The sequence below is a fragment of the Paraburkholderia rhynchosiae genome, from assembly GCF_002879865.1.
Classification (GTDB): domain Bacteria; phylum Pseudomonadota; class Gammaproteobacteria; order Burkholderiales; family Burkholderiaceae; genus Paraburkholderia; species Paraburkholderia rhynchosiae.
In genome coordinates this window covers 1-16,768 of the sequence record NZ_PNXY01000012.1, presented here as the reverse complement: position 1 = coordinate 16,768, position 16,768 = coordinate 1, and the positions used below count along the sequence as shown (strand labels likewise).

The following is a 16,768-nucleotide window of genomic DNA, read 5'->3' as shown; positions in this document are numbered from 1 at the left end:
CGTGGATGTGGCTGTGGCTTTGGCAATGCGCGGCGGAACCGGTCCGGCTGGTCGTCGCGCGGGCGCCTTGCTGGCGGCTGCCGGAGTGCTCGCGATGACCTGCTTCGTGCCCATTTCGGCGCATGCGCAGTCTTCCCGCGCACCGAAGCAGCGGGCGAAAGCCGCGCCGCCTGCCTACGTTTCCTATATGACGCACGAAGGCGACACGCTTTATGACATTGCCAGCCGCTATCTCAGCGATACCGCCGACTGGGCCGTGCTCAGCCGCCTGAATCGCGTGCCCGCGCCCCGCCGTTTGCCAGCCGGCATTACGCTGCGTCTGCCCGCCAACAAGCTGAAACAGGATCGCGAATCGGCGCGGGTAATCGCAACAAGCGGCCCGGCCGAACATGCGTTCGGCGCGAGCCCTTACGTGCCGCTCGCGGTGGGCGAGGCGCTCGCTGAGGGCGATCGCATCCGTACCGGGCCAAATGGCTTCGTCACGCTGGAACTGTCCGACGGCTCGCACGTGACGATGACGCAGGACGGCAAGCTCGATATCGGCAAACTGCGGCGCACCGCGCTCACGGGCGCGGCGGATCGCTTGCTGGAATTGCATCGCGGGGAAGTCGAGAGTCAGGTGACGCACGCGACGAAAAAAGACGACCGCTTTCAGATCCGCTCGCCGTCGGTAGTCGCGGGCGTGCGCGGGACGCGTTTCAGGGTCGCATACAACGGCGACGAAGAAACCACAGCGGTCGAAGTGCTGGACGGCGCGGTCGGTGTCGACCCAGCCCTGGCGGGAAGCAGTGCGTTAGGACAGGTGCCGGGCGTGCCGCTGCAGGCATCGGCGCAACTGCTTGCCGCGCGGTTTGGCAGCATCACGCGCGCCGGCCGCGCGATCGGCGATGCCGTCGAGCTGCTCGCCGCGCCCGCGCTCAGGCAGCCGGCCCGCGTGCAGGACGGCAAGACGGTCGCCTTCGACCTGATACCGGCGCAGACCGCCGAGGCCGCGCAGCATGCCGCGGCCTACCGCGTGCAGATTTCGCGCGACGCCGACCAGCTCGACCTGATCCGCGACTTGCGCGTGAGCGAGCCGCATGCGGACTTCGGCAATCTCGCCGACGGCACGTACTTCGTGCGCATCTCCGCCGTGGATGCTAGCGGGCTCGAAGGACTGCCGCAGGTCTACGGCTTCGAGCGGCGCCAGTTTGGCCTTGCGGCGTCGGCGGCGCCGCGCGCCGGCAACCGCAACTATGAGTTCCGCTGGTTCGTCAGCCAGAGCGCGCCTTCGGTGGAAACACGCTTTCGCTTCGTTATGGCGACAACGGACGATCTGCGTCATCCGATCGTCGATCGTACCGATCTGACGGGCGGTCAATTCGTGGTGAGCGATCTGCCGCCGGGTGTCTATTACTGGATGATCGTCGCCGAGCAATTCGAGAATGGCCGCTTCTACGAGACGAGCAGCGCGGTGCGCTCGTTTACGCTGGCGCGCTGACGCTGGTAGATTCACGGGGCCGGCTGGGTCCGGCCCACTTTCTGGCTCTTTGAACGTCCCCAAACGCACGCTTTGCAGAACCCATCCACGCGCCTGAGCCTCGACCCGCGCGCCCGTCTCGGACGGCGCGCCGGACGGCGTTTCCTGATCGAATGGGCGGCCATTGGCTGCCTCGGCCTCGTGGTGATCCTGCTCAGTTCGCTCGGCCGGATGAGCGCGAGCGTCGATCACCTCGTGTACGACCGCTTGCTGAGTCTGCATGCGCGGCCGGTGCTGCCCGACATCGTCGTGCTCGAAATCGACAATGACAGCATCGCGCAGCTCGGCCGCTGGCCCTGGCCGCGCAGCGTCCATGCAAGACTGCTCGAACAGATCGGGAAGGCGAAGCCCGCTGCGGTCGTCTACGACGTCCTGTTCACTGAAGCCAATCCCGACGATGCCCAGCTTGCCCGCGCGATCGCGCTGAGTCCGACCTATCTGCCGGTGCTGCTCCCGGCCGCCGGGCGGGACGGGGAGCGCGTCGTGGTGGAACCGGTGGCGCCGCTCGCGCGTGCCGCAGTCGGCCTCGGGCATATCAATCTGGAAGTGGACAGCGACGGCATCGTGCGCAGCGTCGCCAAGTTCGAAGGCGACGCCGACTCGCGCTGGCCGCAACTGATGGTGACGGTTGCGCGAGCCGCCGAGCGGGGCACGCTGCGCCTGGATGCGCGGCCGGCGAGGCGCCTGTCGTTTGAAGCGGCGAGCGACGCGGGCGAAGACAGCGCCGGCACGAACAACGACCCGGCCGGCGAAGGCCGTTTCCTGATTCCATTCAGCCGGAACGCGCAAAGCTACGCGAAGCTGAGTTTTTCGAGCGTGCTAGCCGGCGATGTCCCTCTGGAGAAGCTGCGTGGCCGCATCGTCGTGATCGGCGTGACCGCGTCCGGCCTGTATGACCGGTTCGCAACGCCGGTGTCCGGCGAGCTAGGGCCGCTGCCCGGCGTCTATATCCATGCGAACGTGCTTGATACGCTGCTCACCCGCCGCGAAATCGCGCCGGCCGCGCGATGGCTGCTGTTGGTTGTCTCGCTGCTTCCGCTTGCGGCGTTGCTTGCGGGTTTTCTCGTGTTGTCGCCGCGCCGCTCGTTGTTGCTGACCGGCGCGCTGTGCCTGCTCGCGATGTCGGGTAGCGCGATCCTGTTGTATGGCGCGCGGCTGTGGCTTTCGCCGGTGCCGGCGATCATCGGCGTGGTCGTCGTGTATCCGATCTGGAACTGGCGGCGCCTTGAAATGACGATGGCGTACCTGCGCGGAGAACTGCAGCGCCTCGCCGATGAACCGCATCTGTTGCCGCAGACGCCGCGGCGCCGGCGCGAATTCGGCGGCGACGTGCTGGAACAGCACATGGCGCTGATGGCGCAAGCCGCGCAACGTGTGCAGGACATGAAGCGCTTCGTTTGGGATAGCCTCGATAGCATGCCCGAGCCGATTCTGGTCAGCGACCTGCAGGGCGTCGTTGTGATCGCGAACCATGCCGCCAGAGCGCATTTCGCGCGGCTCGGCGCGCCGATGCCCGAGGGCCGCTCGATGCAGTCGGTGCTGGGCGGCCTGACGCTCGTCAAGGCAATCGACAGCGGCGCTCCAACCGACGCTGAAAACAATCTGCTCGCGCACGCGCAGTGGCCGGCGCTGCTCGATCCAGCGCGCCACGAATTTGCCGCGCTGATGGCGCAGGGCGTTGAAGTGCGCGACGCGAATGAGCGCGATCATTTGCTGCGTTACGCGAACTGCACCAACGCACAAGGCGAGACGACCGGCTGGATCGCCGGCCTCGTCGACGTGTCCGCGCTGCATGCGGCCGAGCGCCAGCGCGAAGACGCGCTCCGGCTGCTGTCGCACGATATGCGTTCGCCGCAGGCGTCGATTCTCGCGTTAGTGGAGATCGAGCGCGCCCGTGACGAGCCGGTGCTCGCGCGGGGCTTGCTTGAGCGCATCGAACGCTATGCGCAACGCGCGCTGACGCTCGCCGACGACTTCGTCCAACTGGCGCGCGCCGAATCGCAAACCTATGTGCTGGAGCCGGTGAATCTTGCTGAGCTGATGATCGACGCGAGCGACGAGGTCTGGCCGCAGGCGCACGCCAAGCGCATTACGCTGCATACGGAAACGGACAGCCGAACTGGCGACATTAGCGGTGACATTAGCGGTGACATTAGCGGTGACATTAGCGGTGACATTAGCGGCGACATTAGCGGCGATGACGGCCACTGGATCTGCGCCGACCGCTCGCTGATGACGCGCGCGCTCGTCAACATCCTGAACAACGCGGTCAAATACAGTCCGCCGGATACGCGGATCACGTGCGAGGTTGCGTGCGAGGTTGTGGGCGTGACGCGCACGTGCACGCCCACGTCCGCGCCATCGGCGAAGCATGCCGTTGCAACCGCAACGTCACGCGGCGCGGCGAAGCGCGTATGCTGCACGATCCGCGACCAAGGCTATGGCATTCCGAAGGAACAACAGGCGAGCCTGTTCGAGCGCTTCAGGCGTTTTCATGAAACGGAACGGCCGGAAGTGGGCGGCGCCGGGCTCGGCATGGCCTTCGTGAAGACCGTGGTGACGCGCCACGGCGGCGACGTCGAAGTGGCGAGTGCGCCTGGTCGGGGCACGGCTGTCACAATCTATCTGCCGGTACTCGAAGACACGCAATCGGACCTGCCGGTGCGTCCTCGTCATGACGTATGAGCACGCACTTTATCGAAGCGAGGAATGAACGGTGAAAGCGCTGAAAGCGATCCTTATCCATGCCGCGCTGACAGCGGCGACGCTCACCGGTTGCACCGGCATGCACGCCGACGTGCACACCGCGACGCCCGCGGCCAAACTGCCAGGCGAGCGCACGTACACGATCGCGCGCATGCCGACGCAGGATGCGAGCGCCGACCACGCGCAGTTGGAAACGGCGCTGCGCGACGAACTGACGAAGAAGGGTTTCGCGGATACGGAAGACCAGCCCGCGCATTATCTGCTCTCGGTCGCGTACGCGACGCGGCCGGCGCAAATCGGCGTCGATGTGAATGACTGTATGGCGAGCGATTGTGGCCGGCAGAACGGCGCGCCTTTTTCCCTCTTCGGCGGACGGGTCTATCGGCATTCGCTGACGCTGCGGTTCTTCGAACGCGCGAGCGGACGCGAGGTCTACAAGGTCAGTGCGGCGAGCGACGATCGCGACGCCGATCCGCTGCACGCGATGCCCGCGCTGATAAAGAGCGTGCTGGCCCGATTTCCATTCGACGCACCCGCCAACTGGCGCGTGAAATTGCGCATGGATGACGCGCGCGGCGTGCCGGATGTGGTCTCGGTCACGCCTCTGCAAAGATAACGCCGCAACGAGGCGATCGCGGGCGGCTACTCCTGCGTTTTCAGGTCTTCCGGCCAGCGGTTGTCGAACACGCAATCGGCTAGCGGCATGCGGTCTGCCCATCGCTCCGTTTGCAGCATCGGCTCGCTGTAAAACCGGTCGACGTGGCCAACACACAGTACGGCGACCGGCCGCGCGCCTTCGGGCATGTGCAGGAGCCGGCGCACCGCATCGACGTCGAAGAGGGACACCCAGCCCATGCCGAGCCCTTCGGCGCGCGCGGCGAGCCACATGTTCTGGATCGCGCAGGCCACCGACGCGAGATCCATCTCGGGCAGCGTGCGGCGGCCGAAAATGTGCCGCTCGCGGCCGTCCATCAACGCCATCACGAGCAGTTCGCCGCATTCCAGCATGCCTTCCACTTTCAGCTTCATGAACTCTTCGCGGCGCTTGCCGAGCGCGTCGGCGGTGGCGAGCCGTTCGCTTTCGACGGTCGCATGCAAGGCGCCACGTAAGGCCGGATCGGTGATGCGTGCAATACGCCATGGCTGCATGAAGCCCACGCTCGGCGCGTGATGCGCGGCGTCGAAGAGACGCTGCAACACAATCGGGTCCACGGGATCGCGCACGAAGTGGCGCATGTCGCGGCGCTCGTATATCGCGCGATAGACCGCGTCGCGGTCGGCGTCGTTAAAAGGCTTCGCCATCGAACAGGGCAGCCGTGAAGGCCGGGTTGGAGGGCCAGTAGGCGTGCATGTATGTCGCGACGATCGAGCCGGCGCGATACACCGCCTCGCCGGGGGCATCGCCTTGAGGCCGGGTGGCTGAACGCAGCGGCACGAGCGCCGTGCTCAGCTTCGAGTAGTGAAACGTGTGGCCGGTCATTGGGCCATGCACGCTGTCGATCTGCTGCATGCCGAGCGCGGTGAAGCGCGTTTGCATCGTCGCATGACCGGGCAGCAGGCCGAGCATCGGCGTGCTGACGCCCTGCGTGTCGGTGAGCTGATCGAGCAGATACAGCATGCCGCCGCATTCGGCGACCACCGGTTTGCCGGCCTGCGCATGGGCGCGAATCGCGGCCGCGCTGCGGGCGTTGCCGGCAAGCGCCGCGGCGTGCAGTTCGGGATAGCCGCCGGGCAGGTAAAGCGCGTCCGTGTCGGCAGGCAACGCTTCGTTCGCGAGCGGCGAAAAGTAGTGCACGTGCGCGCCGAGCGCTTCGAGCAGCGCGACGTTGGCCGGATAGATGAACGAGAACGCGGCATCGCGCGCGATGGCGATCTTCCTGTCTCGGAGAAGGCGCGGCAGCACTTGCGGTGTAGGCGCGCCGAAGTCGACCGCGGGCGGCAAATCGGCCAGCGCGGTCTGGCTGAGCGCATCGGCGGCGCGCTCGAGACGCGCGTCGAGATCGTGGATTTCCGCGGCCTGGTGCAAGCCGAGGTGACGGTCGGGCAACTCGATTTCATCGCTCGCGGCAATGTGTCCGCACCAGCGCAGCCCCGGCGGCAACGACTCTTTGAGCATTTGCGCGTGACGGGCCGAGCCGACGCGGTTCGCGAGCACACCGTGAAACGGCACTTGCGGCCTGAAGTTCGCGAGACCGAACGCAACCGCGCCGAAGGTCTGCGCCATCGCCTTCGCCGAAATGACGGCGAGCACCGGCACGCCGAACGCGGTGGCGAGATCTGCGCTGCTCGGCGTGCCGTCGTAGAGACCCATCACGCCTTCGATCAGAATCAGATCGGCTTCGGCCGCCGCTTGCGCGAGCAGATTGCGGCAGGCGTCCTGGCCGACCATCCACAGGTCGAGCGACGGCACGGGTGCGCCGCTCGCGCGCGCGAGAATCATCGGGTCGAGGAAGTCCGGCCCGGTCTTGAACACACGCACGCGCCGCCCCAGCCGCCGATGGTAGCGCGCAAGACCCGCGGTAATCGTGGTCTTGCCTTGACCCGACGCGGGCGCGCTGATGAAGAGCGCGGGGCAGGCTGACACGCTCAGAACTCCACGCCGCGTTGCGCCTTGACGCCTTGCTCGCGGTACGGATGCTTGACGATTCGCATCTCGGTGACGAGGTCGGCGGCTTCGATCAGCGCATCCGGCGCGTGACGGCCGGTCACCACCACATGCAGCATCTCGGGGCGCGCGCTCAGAACGGACAGCACTTCGTCGAGCGGCAGATATTCGTACTTGAGCACGGTGTTCAGCTCGTCGAGGATCACCATCTGATAGTCGCCGCTTTCAATCATCCGGCGCGCTTCGTCCCAGCCTTTGCGCGCGGTGGCGATGTCGGCGTCGCGGTTCTGGGTGTTCCAGGTGTAGCCGTCGCCCATCGTGACGAAATCGCAGTTGGCAATTGCGCCCAGAAAATCGCGCTCCGACGTATGCAGCGCGCCCTTGATGAACTGCACGACGCCAAGGCGCATGCCGTGCCCGAGCACGCGCACGGCCATGCCGAAGGCGGCGGTCGTCTTGCCTTTGCCGGTGCCGGTGTTGACTATCAGCAGACCCTTTTCGACAGTCGCGTTGGCCTGCTTCTTCTCGTGACCCTCGCGCCTGCGTTCGGTCATGCGTTGATGCGATTCGGGATCGGTCTTCATGAAAGGTCCTGTTGGGTGATGGTAGCGCTGTCTGCTTGCACGCGTGTTGCCGATGCAATCGCCACAGTCACGCCGGCCAAAACGGTCTTGCCGACGATGAGGCGTGCGGTGGTTGCAGCGGGTGTCTGTGTTTGTTGACGCGCGGTGATGTTCGCGCGAGTTTGAACCGACGCGTCAGGCGAGGCCGCGAGCAACGCGCAGGGCTCGCAGACACCGTCCACGCCGAGATGCTTGCGCGCGACCGCGCACGGCTCGCCGGCATTCATCGCGGCAATCTGCTCGCGGCTAAACAGCTTTAACGGCAACCCGTGGCGCGCGCAGAAATCGAGCAAGCCTTGCTCATGCGATTTCGTTTCGATTGAAGCGACGGTCGCGATTTCTTCGAATGCATGCGAACCGAGCGCTGCCCGCACTGCCGTTTCAACGTCGTCCGCCGACGTATGCAAGCGGCAGCCAATTCCAACGCTAAGCGTTTTCATTGTGCATCCGGCGCGCGAGCCGTATCCGATGAACCTGCCGCCGCAGCACGCGCGAGCGCCAGCGACGCCACGCCGCCGATCACCACGATCGCGGGCGAGCCGAGTCCCGCGCGCGCGACCGCATCGGCGAATTCGCCGAGCGTCGCGAGCGCATGCCGTTGTTCGGGACGCGTCGCCGATTCAATCGCCGCGCAGGGTGTATCGGGGCGCATGCCAGCCGCGAGCAATGCGCCGCCAATATCGTTCAGCCGCCGCATGCCCATATAGATCACAAGCGTCATGCGCGTGGCGGCCAGCGCGGCCCAATCCGGCTCGCTGCTGCTCGCGCCATGCCCGGTGACGAACACCACGCCTTGCGCATGGTCGCGGTGCGTGACCGGAATGCCAATCGCCGCCGGCGCCGCGATTCCCGCTGTGATGCCGCTGATGACTTCGACTTCGATGCCCGCGTCATGCAGCGCCTGCTGCTCCTCGCCGCCTCTGCCGAAGACGAACGGGTCGCCGCCTTTGAGTCGCGCCACACTGCGCCCCGCGTGCAGATGCTCGAGCATCTGCGCGACGATGCCTTCTTGCGGCGTCGACGGATGACCGCCGCGTTTGCCGACGTATACGACGGACGCATCGGCGCGCGCGAATTGCAGCACGTCCGGGTTCACCAGATCGTCGACGAGTATCACGTCGGCTTGTGCAAGTGCACGCGTTGCCTTGAGCGTCATCAGTTCGACGTCGCCGGGACCCGCGCCGATCAGCCACGCGCGTTTCATCGCGGCTGGCGAACGTGGGGCGGCAGGAACGGCGCGCACGATGCCGCCGTGGACGGAACTGTGCGGCGCGCGAACGGGCGCAATACAGTAGAGATCGAAGTCATTCGAAGCTAGATATTCAGGCACGACGGCAAACGCGGGTTGCGAACCCATTCGCGACATCGTGCTTCAGCGCCTTCACATCCGTCCCCCGCGGATTCCGGCGGCCGGCGGCGTGACGTCATGAAACGCACGGCCGCCTCCGCGTCTGGCCGGTATCCGGGCTGGCGGCCTCACGCGCTTTGCCTTCCCGTCCGCATTCGTTGGAATGTGTTGGACAGTGGCCTCCAAAACGCATGCGCGGCGCAACAAAATTGCGCCGCAGGTCGCTTACCGTTGCGGGGACAGCACAGGTAGAGCGCGCAAGCGCTGCCTGTTTCCCGTTTAACTGCACACGCGAACGCATGTGCGAGCACCAAACGCGCGCCTACGATAGCACACGCAGGCCCGCGCCGGGCTTGCGTTTCCTTGACGGCGTGAGGCTCGGGGCCTACACTCGCACGCACTTCTCGTGCTCGTGTGCGCGCTCGTGCGCATGCAGTTAAACGGGAAACAGGGCGCCCGCCTGCCATGGATTGGGTCAACCTGTGCTGCCCCCGCAACGGTAAGCGAAAAGTGACGTCATGGCGATTTGCATGGCGCCGCGGAGCCGGCTTCGATGTCCACGCGCAAGGCCGCGTCGGCATATCACCACTGGGCGAGAAATCACTCGTCCGGGAAGGGGAAGCGGCGCTTTCGCCAGCCCGGATACCGGCCGGAACACGAAGGACGAACGCCGCGGGGATGCGGCGCTGCGTTCATGACCTCATGCCCGTTTTCAGGTTTCTGCTTTCTGTTGTTGCGGCAACGCCGTCGTTCGTCCCCGTGTTTTGCGATGCAAAAACATGATGCGCGCCAACGCGCGCTAAAGCACCGGCGTGCACGTGCAACTCCTACGGATGGACCTCACGATGCAAACTCAAATGCGCAAGATCCCCGTCACCATCGTCACGGGCTTTCTCGGCAGCGGCAAGACTACGCTGCTGCGGCACATTCTTCAGCATGCGGGCGGCAAGCGCATCGCGGTGATCGTCAACGAGTTCGGCGAACTCGGTATCGACGGCGAAATCCTCAAGGGCTGCGGCATAGGTTGCGACGAGAACGGTGTGGAAAACGAAGGGCAATTGTATGAACTCGCGAACGGTTGCCTGTGCTGCACGGTGCAGGAAGAGTTCTTCCCGGTGATGGAAAAGCTCGTGGAGCGTCGCGAGCAGATCGACCACGTGCTGATCGAAACGTCGGGTCTCGCATTGCCGAAGCCCTTGGTGCAGGCATTCAACTGGCCGCAGATCAAAAGCAGTTTCACCGTCGATGCTGTAGTGACAGTGGTGGACGGCCCCGCTGCGGCAAGCGGCCAGTTCGCCGGGAATCCGCTCGCCGTCGACGCGCAACGCAAAGCCGATCCGAATCTCGATCACGAGTCGCCGCTGCACGAGTTGTTCGAAGATCAATTGTCCGCGGCCGATCTGGTCATTCTGAACAAAACCGATTTGCTCGACGAGGCGCGGCAACATGCGGTTGAAGCCGTGATTCGCGGAGAGATTCCGCCGCAAGTGAAGATTGTGCGGGCGCAGATGGGGCAGCTCGATCTGCACGCGTTGTTGGGGCTCGAAGCCGCGTCGGAAGAAACGATTCACTTGCGCCACGATCATCACGGTTCGGCGGACGACGCCGACCATCATCACGATGAATTCGACTCTGTGGTCGTGCACGCAAACGTGCCGTCACGTGAGGCGGCGATCGCCGCGTTGCAAGCGCTCGTGGAAAGCAACACGATTTACCGCGTGAAAGGTTTTGCGGCATTGCCGGGCGCGGCGATGCGCCTCGTGATTCAAGGCGTGGGCCGCCGCTTCGACAGTTATTTCGATCGACGCTGGCAAGCGGGGGAAGGCGGTGAAAACGCTCAGAGCCGCTTTGTACTGATCGGTGAAGACCTCGACCAAGCCGCTCTGCAACGCGCGTTCGACGCGGCGCTCGGCGTGCAGTCGGGCGCGATAGCGCCGGGCGCCGTAGCGCAACAGGCGTAAGCGCAGATGCACTTACTGCGCACCACGCCCGGCGGTTTCGTCGACGATACGCAAGGCGTGATCCGTATCGATCAGCGGCCCGCGCACATCGTCGTGCTCAGTTCCGCGGATACAACGCTGTCGCTGCTGGCGAGCGTGTTTCCTCGTCTCGGCGAGGGTTTTCCAAGCGTGCGCCTCGCGAACGTCACGTATTTGCGGCAACCGGCATCGGTCGATTTCTACGTCGAAGATGTGCTGCAACATGCTCGCGTCGTAGTGGTCGATCATCTTGGCGGCGAAGCGTATTGGCCGTATGGCATCGAGCAGGTCGTCGCGCTCGCCGAGCGCAAACAGCAGACGCTCGCGATGTTTTCCGGCGATCTGCAGGAAGATCCCAATCTCCTCGCGCGCAGCACGGCGGATGCCGATCTATGCCATCAGCTATGGCGTTATCTGCGTGAAGGCGGGCCGCAGAATGCTGAGGCGTTTCTGCGCTGCATCGCTCATCGCGCGTTTGGTTGGGGGCAGGAGCCTGCGCCGCCGCGCGCGTTGCCCGCCGCGTCGCTCTTCCATCCCGAACGCGATACGCCGACTATTGCCGACTGGCAGGCGCGCTGGCAGCACGACGCGCCCGTCGCCGCGATTCTGTTCTACAAGGCGCATCTTCAGGCGGCCAACACGGCCGTGTTCGATGCGCTGATCGAGGCGCTCGAATCGCAAGGTCTGAACCCGTTGCCGATTGCGATCACGTCGCTCAAAGATGCGATGAGCCGCGAAGTCGTGCAGTCGCTGTGCGCGCAACATAACGCGGCATTGGTGCTTAATACGACTGCGTTTGCCGCGTCCGCCATCGACGACCCCGAGCCGCTCGCACTCGCCGGCGATGCACCAGTGCTGCAGGTAATCCTGAGCGGCGGCAATCGCGAGGACTGGCTCAAGGACAATCAAGGCCTCAATTCGCGCGACATCGCCATGCATATCGCGCTGCCGGAAGTGGACGGCCGCATCATCACGCGCGCGATCAGCTTCAAGGGACTCGCGTATCGTTGCCCGCATACAGAAGTGGATGTGGTCCGTTATCAGCCGGATCTCGAACGCGTGGGTTTTCTCGCTGAATTGAGCCGCCGCTGGTGCCGTCTGCGTTCGGTCGATAACGCGGACAAGAAACTTGCGCTGATTCTCGCCAACTATCCGATGAGCGAAGGGCGTATCGGCAATGGCGTCGGGCTCGACACGCCGGCGTCGGTGATCGGCATTCTGTCGATGCTGCGCGATGAAGGTTATCGTCTCGCCGAAGTGCCTGCGAATGGCGACGCGCTGTTGAAAAAGCTCACCGACGGCGTGACCAACGACCCGGTCGTGCGCGATTTACGGCCGGCGTTGCAAAGCCTTGCACTCAGCGATTACCTCGCGCATTTCAACGCGCTGCCTGCCGAAGCGCGCGACGCATTGAACGCGCGTTGGGGTCCGCCCGAGCAGGACCCGACAGTGCGGCGCGGGCGTTTCATGATTGCGGGCTGGCGCTGCGGCCACGTGTTCGTCGGTATTCAGCCGTCGCGTTCGCGCGAGCAAGGCGATTACGCGAGCTATCACGACGCCGAACTGGTGCCGCCGCATGCGTATCTGGCGTTCTATTTCTGGCTGCGCCATCAGTTCGGCATCGACGCGGTCGTGCATGTCGGCAAGCATGGCAACCTCGAGTGGCTGCCCGGCAAGAGTGTCGCGTTGAGCGATACATGCTGGCCCGATCTGATTCTCGGGCCGCTGCCGCATCTGTATCCGTTCATCGTCAACGATCCCGGCGAGGGCAGTCAGGCAAAACGCCGCGCGCAAGCCGTGATTATCGATCACCTGATGCCGCCGCTCACGCGTGCCGAGACCTATGGGCCGTTGCAGGATCTCGAACGCCAGGTCGACGAATACTATGAAGCGCTGATGGTCGACCCACGCCGCTCGAAGCTGTTGCGGCGCACGATTCTTGCGACGATCGTCGAACATAAGCTGCATGAAGAACTGAGTCTCTCCGAGCCGAATGGCGAGGACGATGAAGACGTGCTGCTCACGCGCGTCGACGCGTGGCTTTGTGAATTGAAGGAAGCGCAGATTCGCGACGGTCTGCACACGTTCGGCCAATCGCCGCAAGGCGTGCAACGACGCGATACACTGCTCGCGTTGGGGCGTTTTCCAGTGGGCGACGGGCAAGGCGGCAAAGCCGGTCTGATCGATGCATTGGCCCGCGATCTGCGGATCGATCATTTCTTCGACCCGTTGTCGGTGGATTGGTCGGCGCTGTGGACCGGCCCGCGGCCCGACATGCTGCAACACGTGAGCGATGTGCCCTGGCGGCATTGCGGCGATACGCGCGAGCGTCTCGAACTGCTCGCGGCAGAGATGCTGCGTAGCGTATGCGACGAGCAGAGCGACGCGTCGTCGACTGCATTTGCCGAAGCAAATTTGCCGCAAGCGCAGCGCGTGATCGAGCGTCTGCGCAACGACGTGCTGCCGCGGCTCGACGCATGCGGTCCGCAGGAAATGCTGCATTTGAAGCGCGGCCTTGAAGGGCGTTTCGTGCCGCCAGGGCCGAGCGGTTCGCCATCGCGTGGGCGGCCCGATGTGCTGCCCACCGGCCGCAACTTCTATTCGGTCGACACGCGCGTGGTTCCGACGCAAGCCGCGTGGTCGCTCGGTTTGAAATCGGCGCAGCAGTTGATCGAGCGGCACTTGCAGGAACACGGCGATTACCCGCGCGCGATCGGCCTTTCCGTATGGGGCACCGCGACGATGCGGACCGGCGGCGACGACATCGCGCAGGCGCTCGCGTTACTCGGCGTACGGCCGAAGTGGGCGCCGGGCAGCCATCGCGTGACCGACTTCGAAATCATGCCGATCGAAGCGTTCGATAGGCCGCGTATCGACGTCACGCTGCGAGTATCCGGCTTTTTCCGTGATGCGTTCGCGAACGTGATGCATTTGTTCGATGCAGCGGTGCAGGCCGTCGCCGAACTCGACGAACCGGAGGAACTGAATCCGATTCGCGCGCGCGTGCTGCGCGAGCGCGATGCTTTGATCGCACGGGGCATGGACGCAACGGAAGCGCGCAAGCGTGCCGGCTGGCGCGTATTCAGCGCGCGGCCCGGCGCCTATGGCGCGGGCTTGCAGGACATGATCGACTCGCAGCAATGGCAGACCGACGCGGATCTCGCGAATGCCTATCAGGCGTGGGGCGGTTATGCGTACACGCAGAAAAGCGCGGGCGAAGAGGCGCGTCACGCGTTCGGCGCACGCCTCGCCGCGATGGATGTCGTGTTGCAGAATCAGGACAACCGCGAGCACGATCTGCTCGACTCGAACGACTACTACCAGTTCCAGGGCGGCATGGTTGCGGCCGTGCGGCATCTGGCGGGCAATCAGCCGAGCGTTTATCACGCCGATCACAGCAATCCGGCTGCGCCGCGCGTGCGCACGCTACATGAGGAAATCGCGCGCGTGGTCCGCTCCCGCGTGGTCAACCCCAAATGGCTCGATGGCGTAAAGCGTCACGGTTATAAGGGCGCTGCTGAGATCGCCGCGACCGTCGACTATCTGTATGGCTACGACGCGACTGCGCGCGTGGTCGCGGATCATCAATATGCGCTCGTCACCGATGCTTATCTGAACGACGCGGACACGCGCGAGTTCTTGCAACGGCACGATCCGCATGCGCTGCATTCGATTTGCGAGCGTCTGCTCGAAGCGATGCAACGCGGCCTGTGGCAGGCGCCTGGCAACTACCGCGCGCAAGTTGAACAGCACCTGCTCGCGAGCGAACAGCAGATTGAAGGAACGCAGATATGAATGCAGTCACGCAAGATGCACAGCAACACGCGGCACAGCGGCCCGCGTTTCCGTTTGCCGCGTTGATCGGCCAGGCGTCGTTGCAGCAGGCGTTGCTGCTCGCCGCGATCGATCCGGGACTCGGTGGCGTGCTCGTGAGTGGGCCGCGCGGCACGGCCAAGTCCACGGCGGCACGCGCCCTCGCCGAGTTGCTGCCAGAAGGGCAACTGGTGAATCTGCCGCTTGGCGCGAGCGAGGATCGCTTGATCGGCACGCTCGACATCGAAACCGTGCTGCGCGACGGTGCTGTGCGTTTCTCGCCGGGGCTGCTCGCGAAAGCGCATCGCGGCGTGCTGTATGTGGATGAGGTGAATCTGCTTCCCGATGCGCTAGTCGATGCATTGCTCGATGCCGCGGCGAGTGGCGTGAATACTGTTGAACGAGATGGTGTTTCGCATAGTCATGAAGCGAGCTTCGTACTGATCGGCACCATGAATCCGGAGGAGGGCGAACTGCGGCCGCAATTGATCGACCGTTTCGGCTTGATGGTCGAATTGCAGAACTGTTTCGAGCCGCGCGTGCGTGAGGAGATTGTGAAGGCGCGGCTCGCGTTCGATCTCGATCCGTCTGGTTTTCGCGCGGGTTATGCGGGACAGCAGGCACAGTACGTCGAGCGAATTCACGCGGCACGCAACGCGCTGCCGCAGCTTTCTTTCGATGATGCCGTGCATGCGCATGTCAGCGCGTTGTGCATCGACGCGGCCGTGGATGGCTTGCGCGCCGACCTCGTGATGCTTCGCGCGGCCCGTGCGCTCGCGGCGTTCGAGCAGGCGGAGGCGGTGAGTTCGCAGCATGTCGAGCGGGTCGCGGAGGCGGTGCTCGTGCATAGGCGGCATCATCGCGAGACATCATCGGCTGGCGATGTGCGCGATAGCCAATCTGAAGCGGTGGCGGGGGATCTGCCGCAGCGTTCTGCCGTATCTCGGTCTGCCAATGCTGCCGGCGATTGCGATTGGGGCTATCTGCCGCCAGAGCCGACTGCGACCGCGCACGTCAAAGGCGTCATACCGCTTAGTGTAAAAAAACGCTGAGCCATCGGAAGGGCTCCGCCGCTGACTCTCGCAGCGGTTTCCGATGGCGGCAACGGGCGGGCACGCAATCGTGTGTGTGTGTGGATTCGCACGGCGATTCACGGGGTCATCCGCGTGGCATGCATGGCCGGCGTATCGCATGGCCGCAGACGTTTGCGGCGATGGGACAGGTGGGACGAAAGGGGCAACACGCATTGACTGCCGAGCATCTGCGTTTCGTGCGCGAGGCGCCGCGCGGCGGCGTACTGCATTGCTTCGTGCTCGATTGTTCCGGTTCCATGCTGGCCGGCCAGCGGCTTTCGCTTGCCAAAGGATTGCTGATTGCACTGTTCGACCGCGCCAGCGCCATGCGTGCCGAGGCTGCGCTTGTTTGCTTCGGCGGAGCGGGCGCGGACCTGCGTTTCGGTCCCGCAGTGCCGCGCTGGTGGAATGAGCGTTGGCTTGGGCCAGTCGGCGGTGGTGGCGGCACGCCGTTCGCGTCCGGCGTTCGACGCGCAACGCAATTGCTGGAGCGCAGTGCGCGCCGCAAACCCGCGCAGCAGCGCTGGCTCTGGATTCTGACCGACGGCCGCACGACTGATGAGGCGACGCGCCCGCTGAATGCGGACGAGGTTGTATTCGTCGACTTCGAGCGCGGCACGGTACGGCTTGGCCGCTGCGAAAGATTGGCTCAGGCTTGGGGCGCGCGGCGCTTTACGCCGGAAGAATTGATCGGGTGAGCGGCGAGTAGGTACGGCACCGTCATTGCGTGGTTACGAGTGAGGCAGTGAAGCCTCGGGAAATAGATCGGATATCTAACTATTTCTTCTCGTTAGAAGAAAGGGCGGTTTCTCGCAGTTCTGAAATTTTCGAAAATAATTTCACTGAGGGGGTTGACGGGGTGCGGGCCACATCGCATAATTCGCCTCCCGTTTGATGACGGACGCGAAGAAAGCAGAGCTTCCAAGCGAATGATCTTTAAAAATTAACAGCCGATAAGTGTGGGCGCTTGATGCGCGACGCGAGGTGGATCCTTCGGGGTCTGCCGTAAAGCGGAAGTATCAAGTCTCACACAGTAATGAAAGGAAGGTCAGGCCGTTGAAAGATGGCTGGACACTTCGTCAGTACGTTGAGTGAGCGACCG

The 16,768-nt window shown here is 64.4% G+C and carries 12 protein-coding genes and 2 riboswitches; of the genes, 7 read left to right on the top strand and 5 right to left on the bottom strand.

Features of this window, described 5'->3' with window-relative positions; genetic code table 11:
• Nucleotides 1-25 precede the first annotated feature (25 nt).
• The 3 genes from C0Z16_RS17840 to C0Z16_RS17830 all read left to right on the top strand — a co-directional run bounded on the left by C0Z16_RS17840 (nt 26) and on the right by C0Z16_RS17830 (nt 4,841).
• The gene (locus C0Z16_RS17840) at nt 26-1,480 is read left to right on the top strand and encodes a FecR family protein (protein WP_102633612.1); all 1,455 of its coding nucleotides are present in this window, start codon (nt 26-28) and stop codon (nt 1,478-1,480) included.
• A gap of 72 nt (nt 1,481-1,552) precedes the next feature.
• A complete protein-coding gene (locus C0Z16_RS17835) occupies nt 1,553-4,204 on the top strand; it encodes a CHASE2 domain-containing protein (protein WP_102633450.1) in 2,652 nt (883 codons plus the stop codon).
• Nucleotides 4,205-4,235: 31 nt separating this feature from the next.
• Nucleotides 4,236-4,841: a DUF4136 domain-containing protein gene (locus C0Z16_RS17830; protein WP_244201267.1), complete on the top strand. Its 606-nt coding sequence runs from the start codon at nt 4,236-4,238 to the stop codon at nt 4,839-4,841.
• A 26-nt stretch (nt 4,842-4,867) separates the two neighbouring features.
• Here the strand turns inward: C0Z16_RS17830 and bluB are convergent, their stop codons facing one another.
• The 5 genes from bluB to cobA are packed head-to-tail and all read right to left on the bottom strand — an operon-like array spanning nt 4,868 to nt 8,657.
• Nucleotides 4,868-5,527 (bottom strand): 5,6-dimethylbenzimidazole synthase, encoded by a 660-nt coding sequence (gene bluB / locus C0Z16_RS17825; RefSeq protein WP_102633449.1) that lies wholly within the window; start codon nt 5,525-5,527, stop codon nt 4,868-4,870.
• Nucleotides 5,511-6,809, bottom strand: a complete 1,299-nt coding sequence (locus C0Z16_RS17820; protein WP_102633448.1) for a cobyrinate a,c-diamide synthase — start codon at nt 6,807-6,809, stop codon at nt 5,511-5,513. Before C0Z16_RS17820 ends, bluB begins: the two co-directional genes overlap by 17 nt.
• 2 nt (nt 6,810-6,811) lie before the next feature.
• Complete coding sequence (gene cobO, locus C0Z16_RS17815; protein ID WP_102633447.1) at nt 6,812-7,414, bottom strand: cob(I)yrinic acid a,c-diamide adenosyltransferase; 603 nt, start codon at nt 7,412-7,414, stop codon at nt 6,812-6,814.
• Entirely contained in the window at nt 7,411-7,893 is a 483-nt protein-coding gene (locus C0Z16_RS17810) for a cobalamin biosynthesis protein (RefSeq protein WP_102633446.1), read from the bottom strand. The genes cobO and C0Z16_RS17810 overlap by 4 nt, the downstream gene beginning before the upstream one ends.
• Nucleotides 7,890-8,657 (bottom strand): uroporphyrinogen-III C-methyltransferase, encoded by a 768-nt coding sequence (cobA, locus tag C0Z16_RS17805; protein ID WP_102633610.1) that lies wholly within the window; start codon nt 8,655-8,657, stop codon nt 7,890-7,892. The genes C0Z16_RS17810 and cobA overlap by 4 nt, the downstream gene beginning before the upstream one ends.
• Before the next feature lie 232 nt (nt 8,658-8,889).
• Nucleotides 8,890-9,131, bottom strand: a riboswitch (cobalamin riboswitch).
• A gap of 65 nt (nt 9,132-9,196) precedes the next feature.
• A riboswitch (cobalamin riboswitch) is annotated at nt 9,197-9,469 on the top strand.
• Nucleotides 9,470-9,646: 177 nt separating this feature from the next.
• Here cobA and cobW point away from each other — a divergent pair.
• The 4 genes from cobW (at nt 9,647) to C0Z16_RS17785 (ending at nt 16,364) form a co-directional block, all read left to right on the top strand.
• The gene (gene cobW / locus C0Z16_RS17800; protein ID WP_279635068.1) at nt 9,647-10,762 is read left to right on the top strand and encodes a cobalamin biosynthesis protein CobW; all 1,116 of its coding nucleotides are present in this window, start codon (nt 9,647-9,649) and stop codon (nt 10,760-10,762) included.
• Nucleotides 10,763-10,768: 6 nt separating this feature from the next.
• The gene (gene cobN / locus C0Z16_RS17795; protein WP_102633444.1) at nt 10,769-14,575 is read left to right on the top strand and encodes a cobaltochelatase subunit CobN; all 3,807 of its coding nucleotides are present in this window, start codon (nt 10,769-10,771) and stop codon (nt 14,573-14,575) included.
• Nucleotides 14,572-15,645, top strand: a complete 1,074-nt coding sequence (locus C0Z16_RS17790; protein ID WP_102633443.1) for an ATP-binding protein — start codon at nt 14,572-14,574, stop codon at nt 15,643-15,645. Before cobN ends, C0Z16_RS17790 begins: the two co-directional genes overlap by 4 nt.
• A gap of 119 nt (nt 15,646-15,764) precedes the next feature.
• Entirely contained in the window at nt 15,765-16,364 is a 600-nt protein-coding gene (locus C0Z16_RS17785; protein ID WP_102633609.1) for a vWA domain-containing protein, read from the top strand.
• The last annotated feature ends 404 nt before the right edge of the window (nt 16,365-16,768 follow it).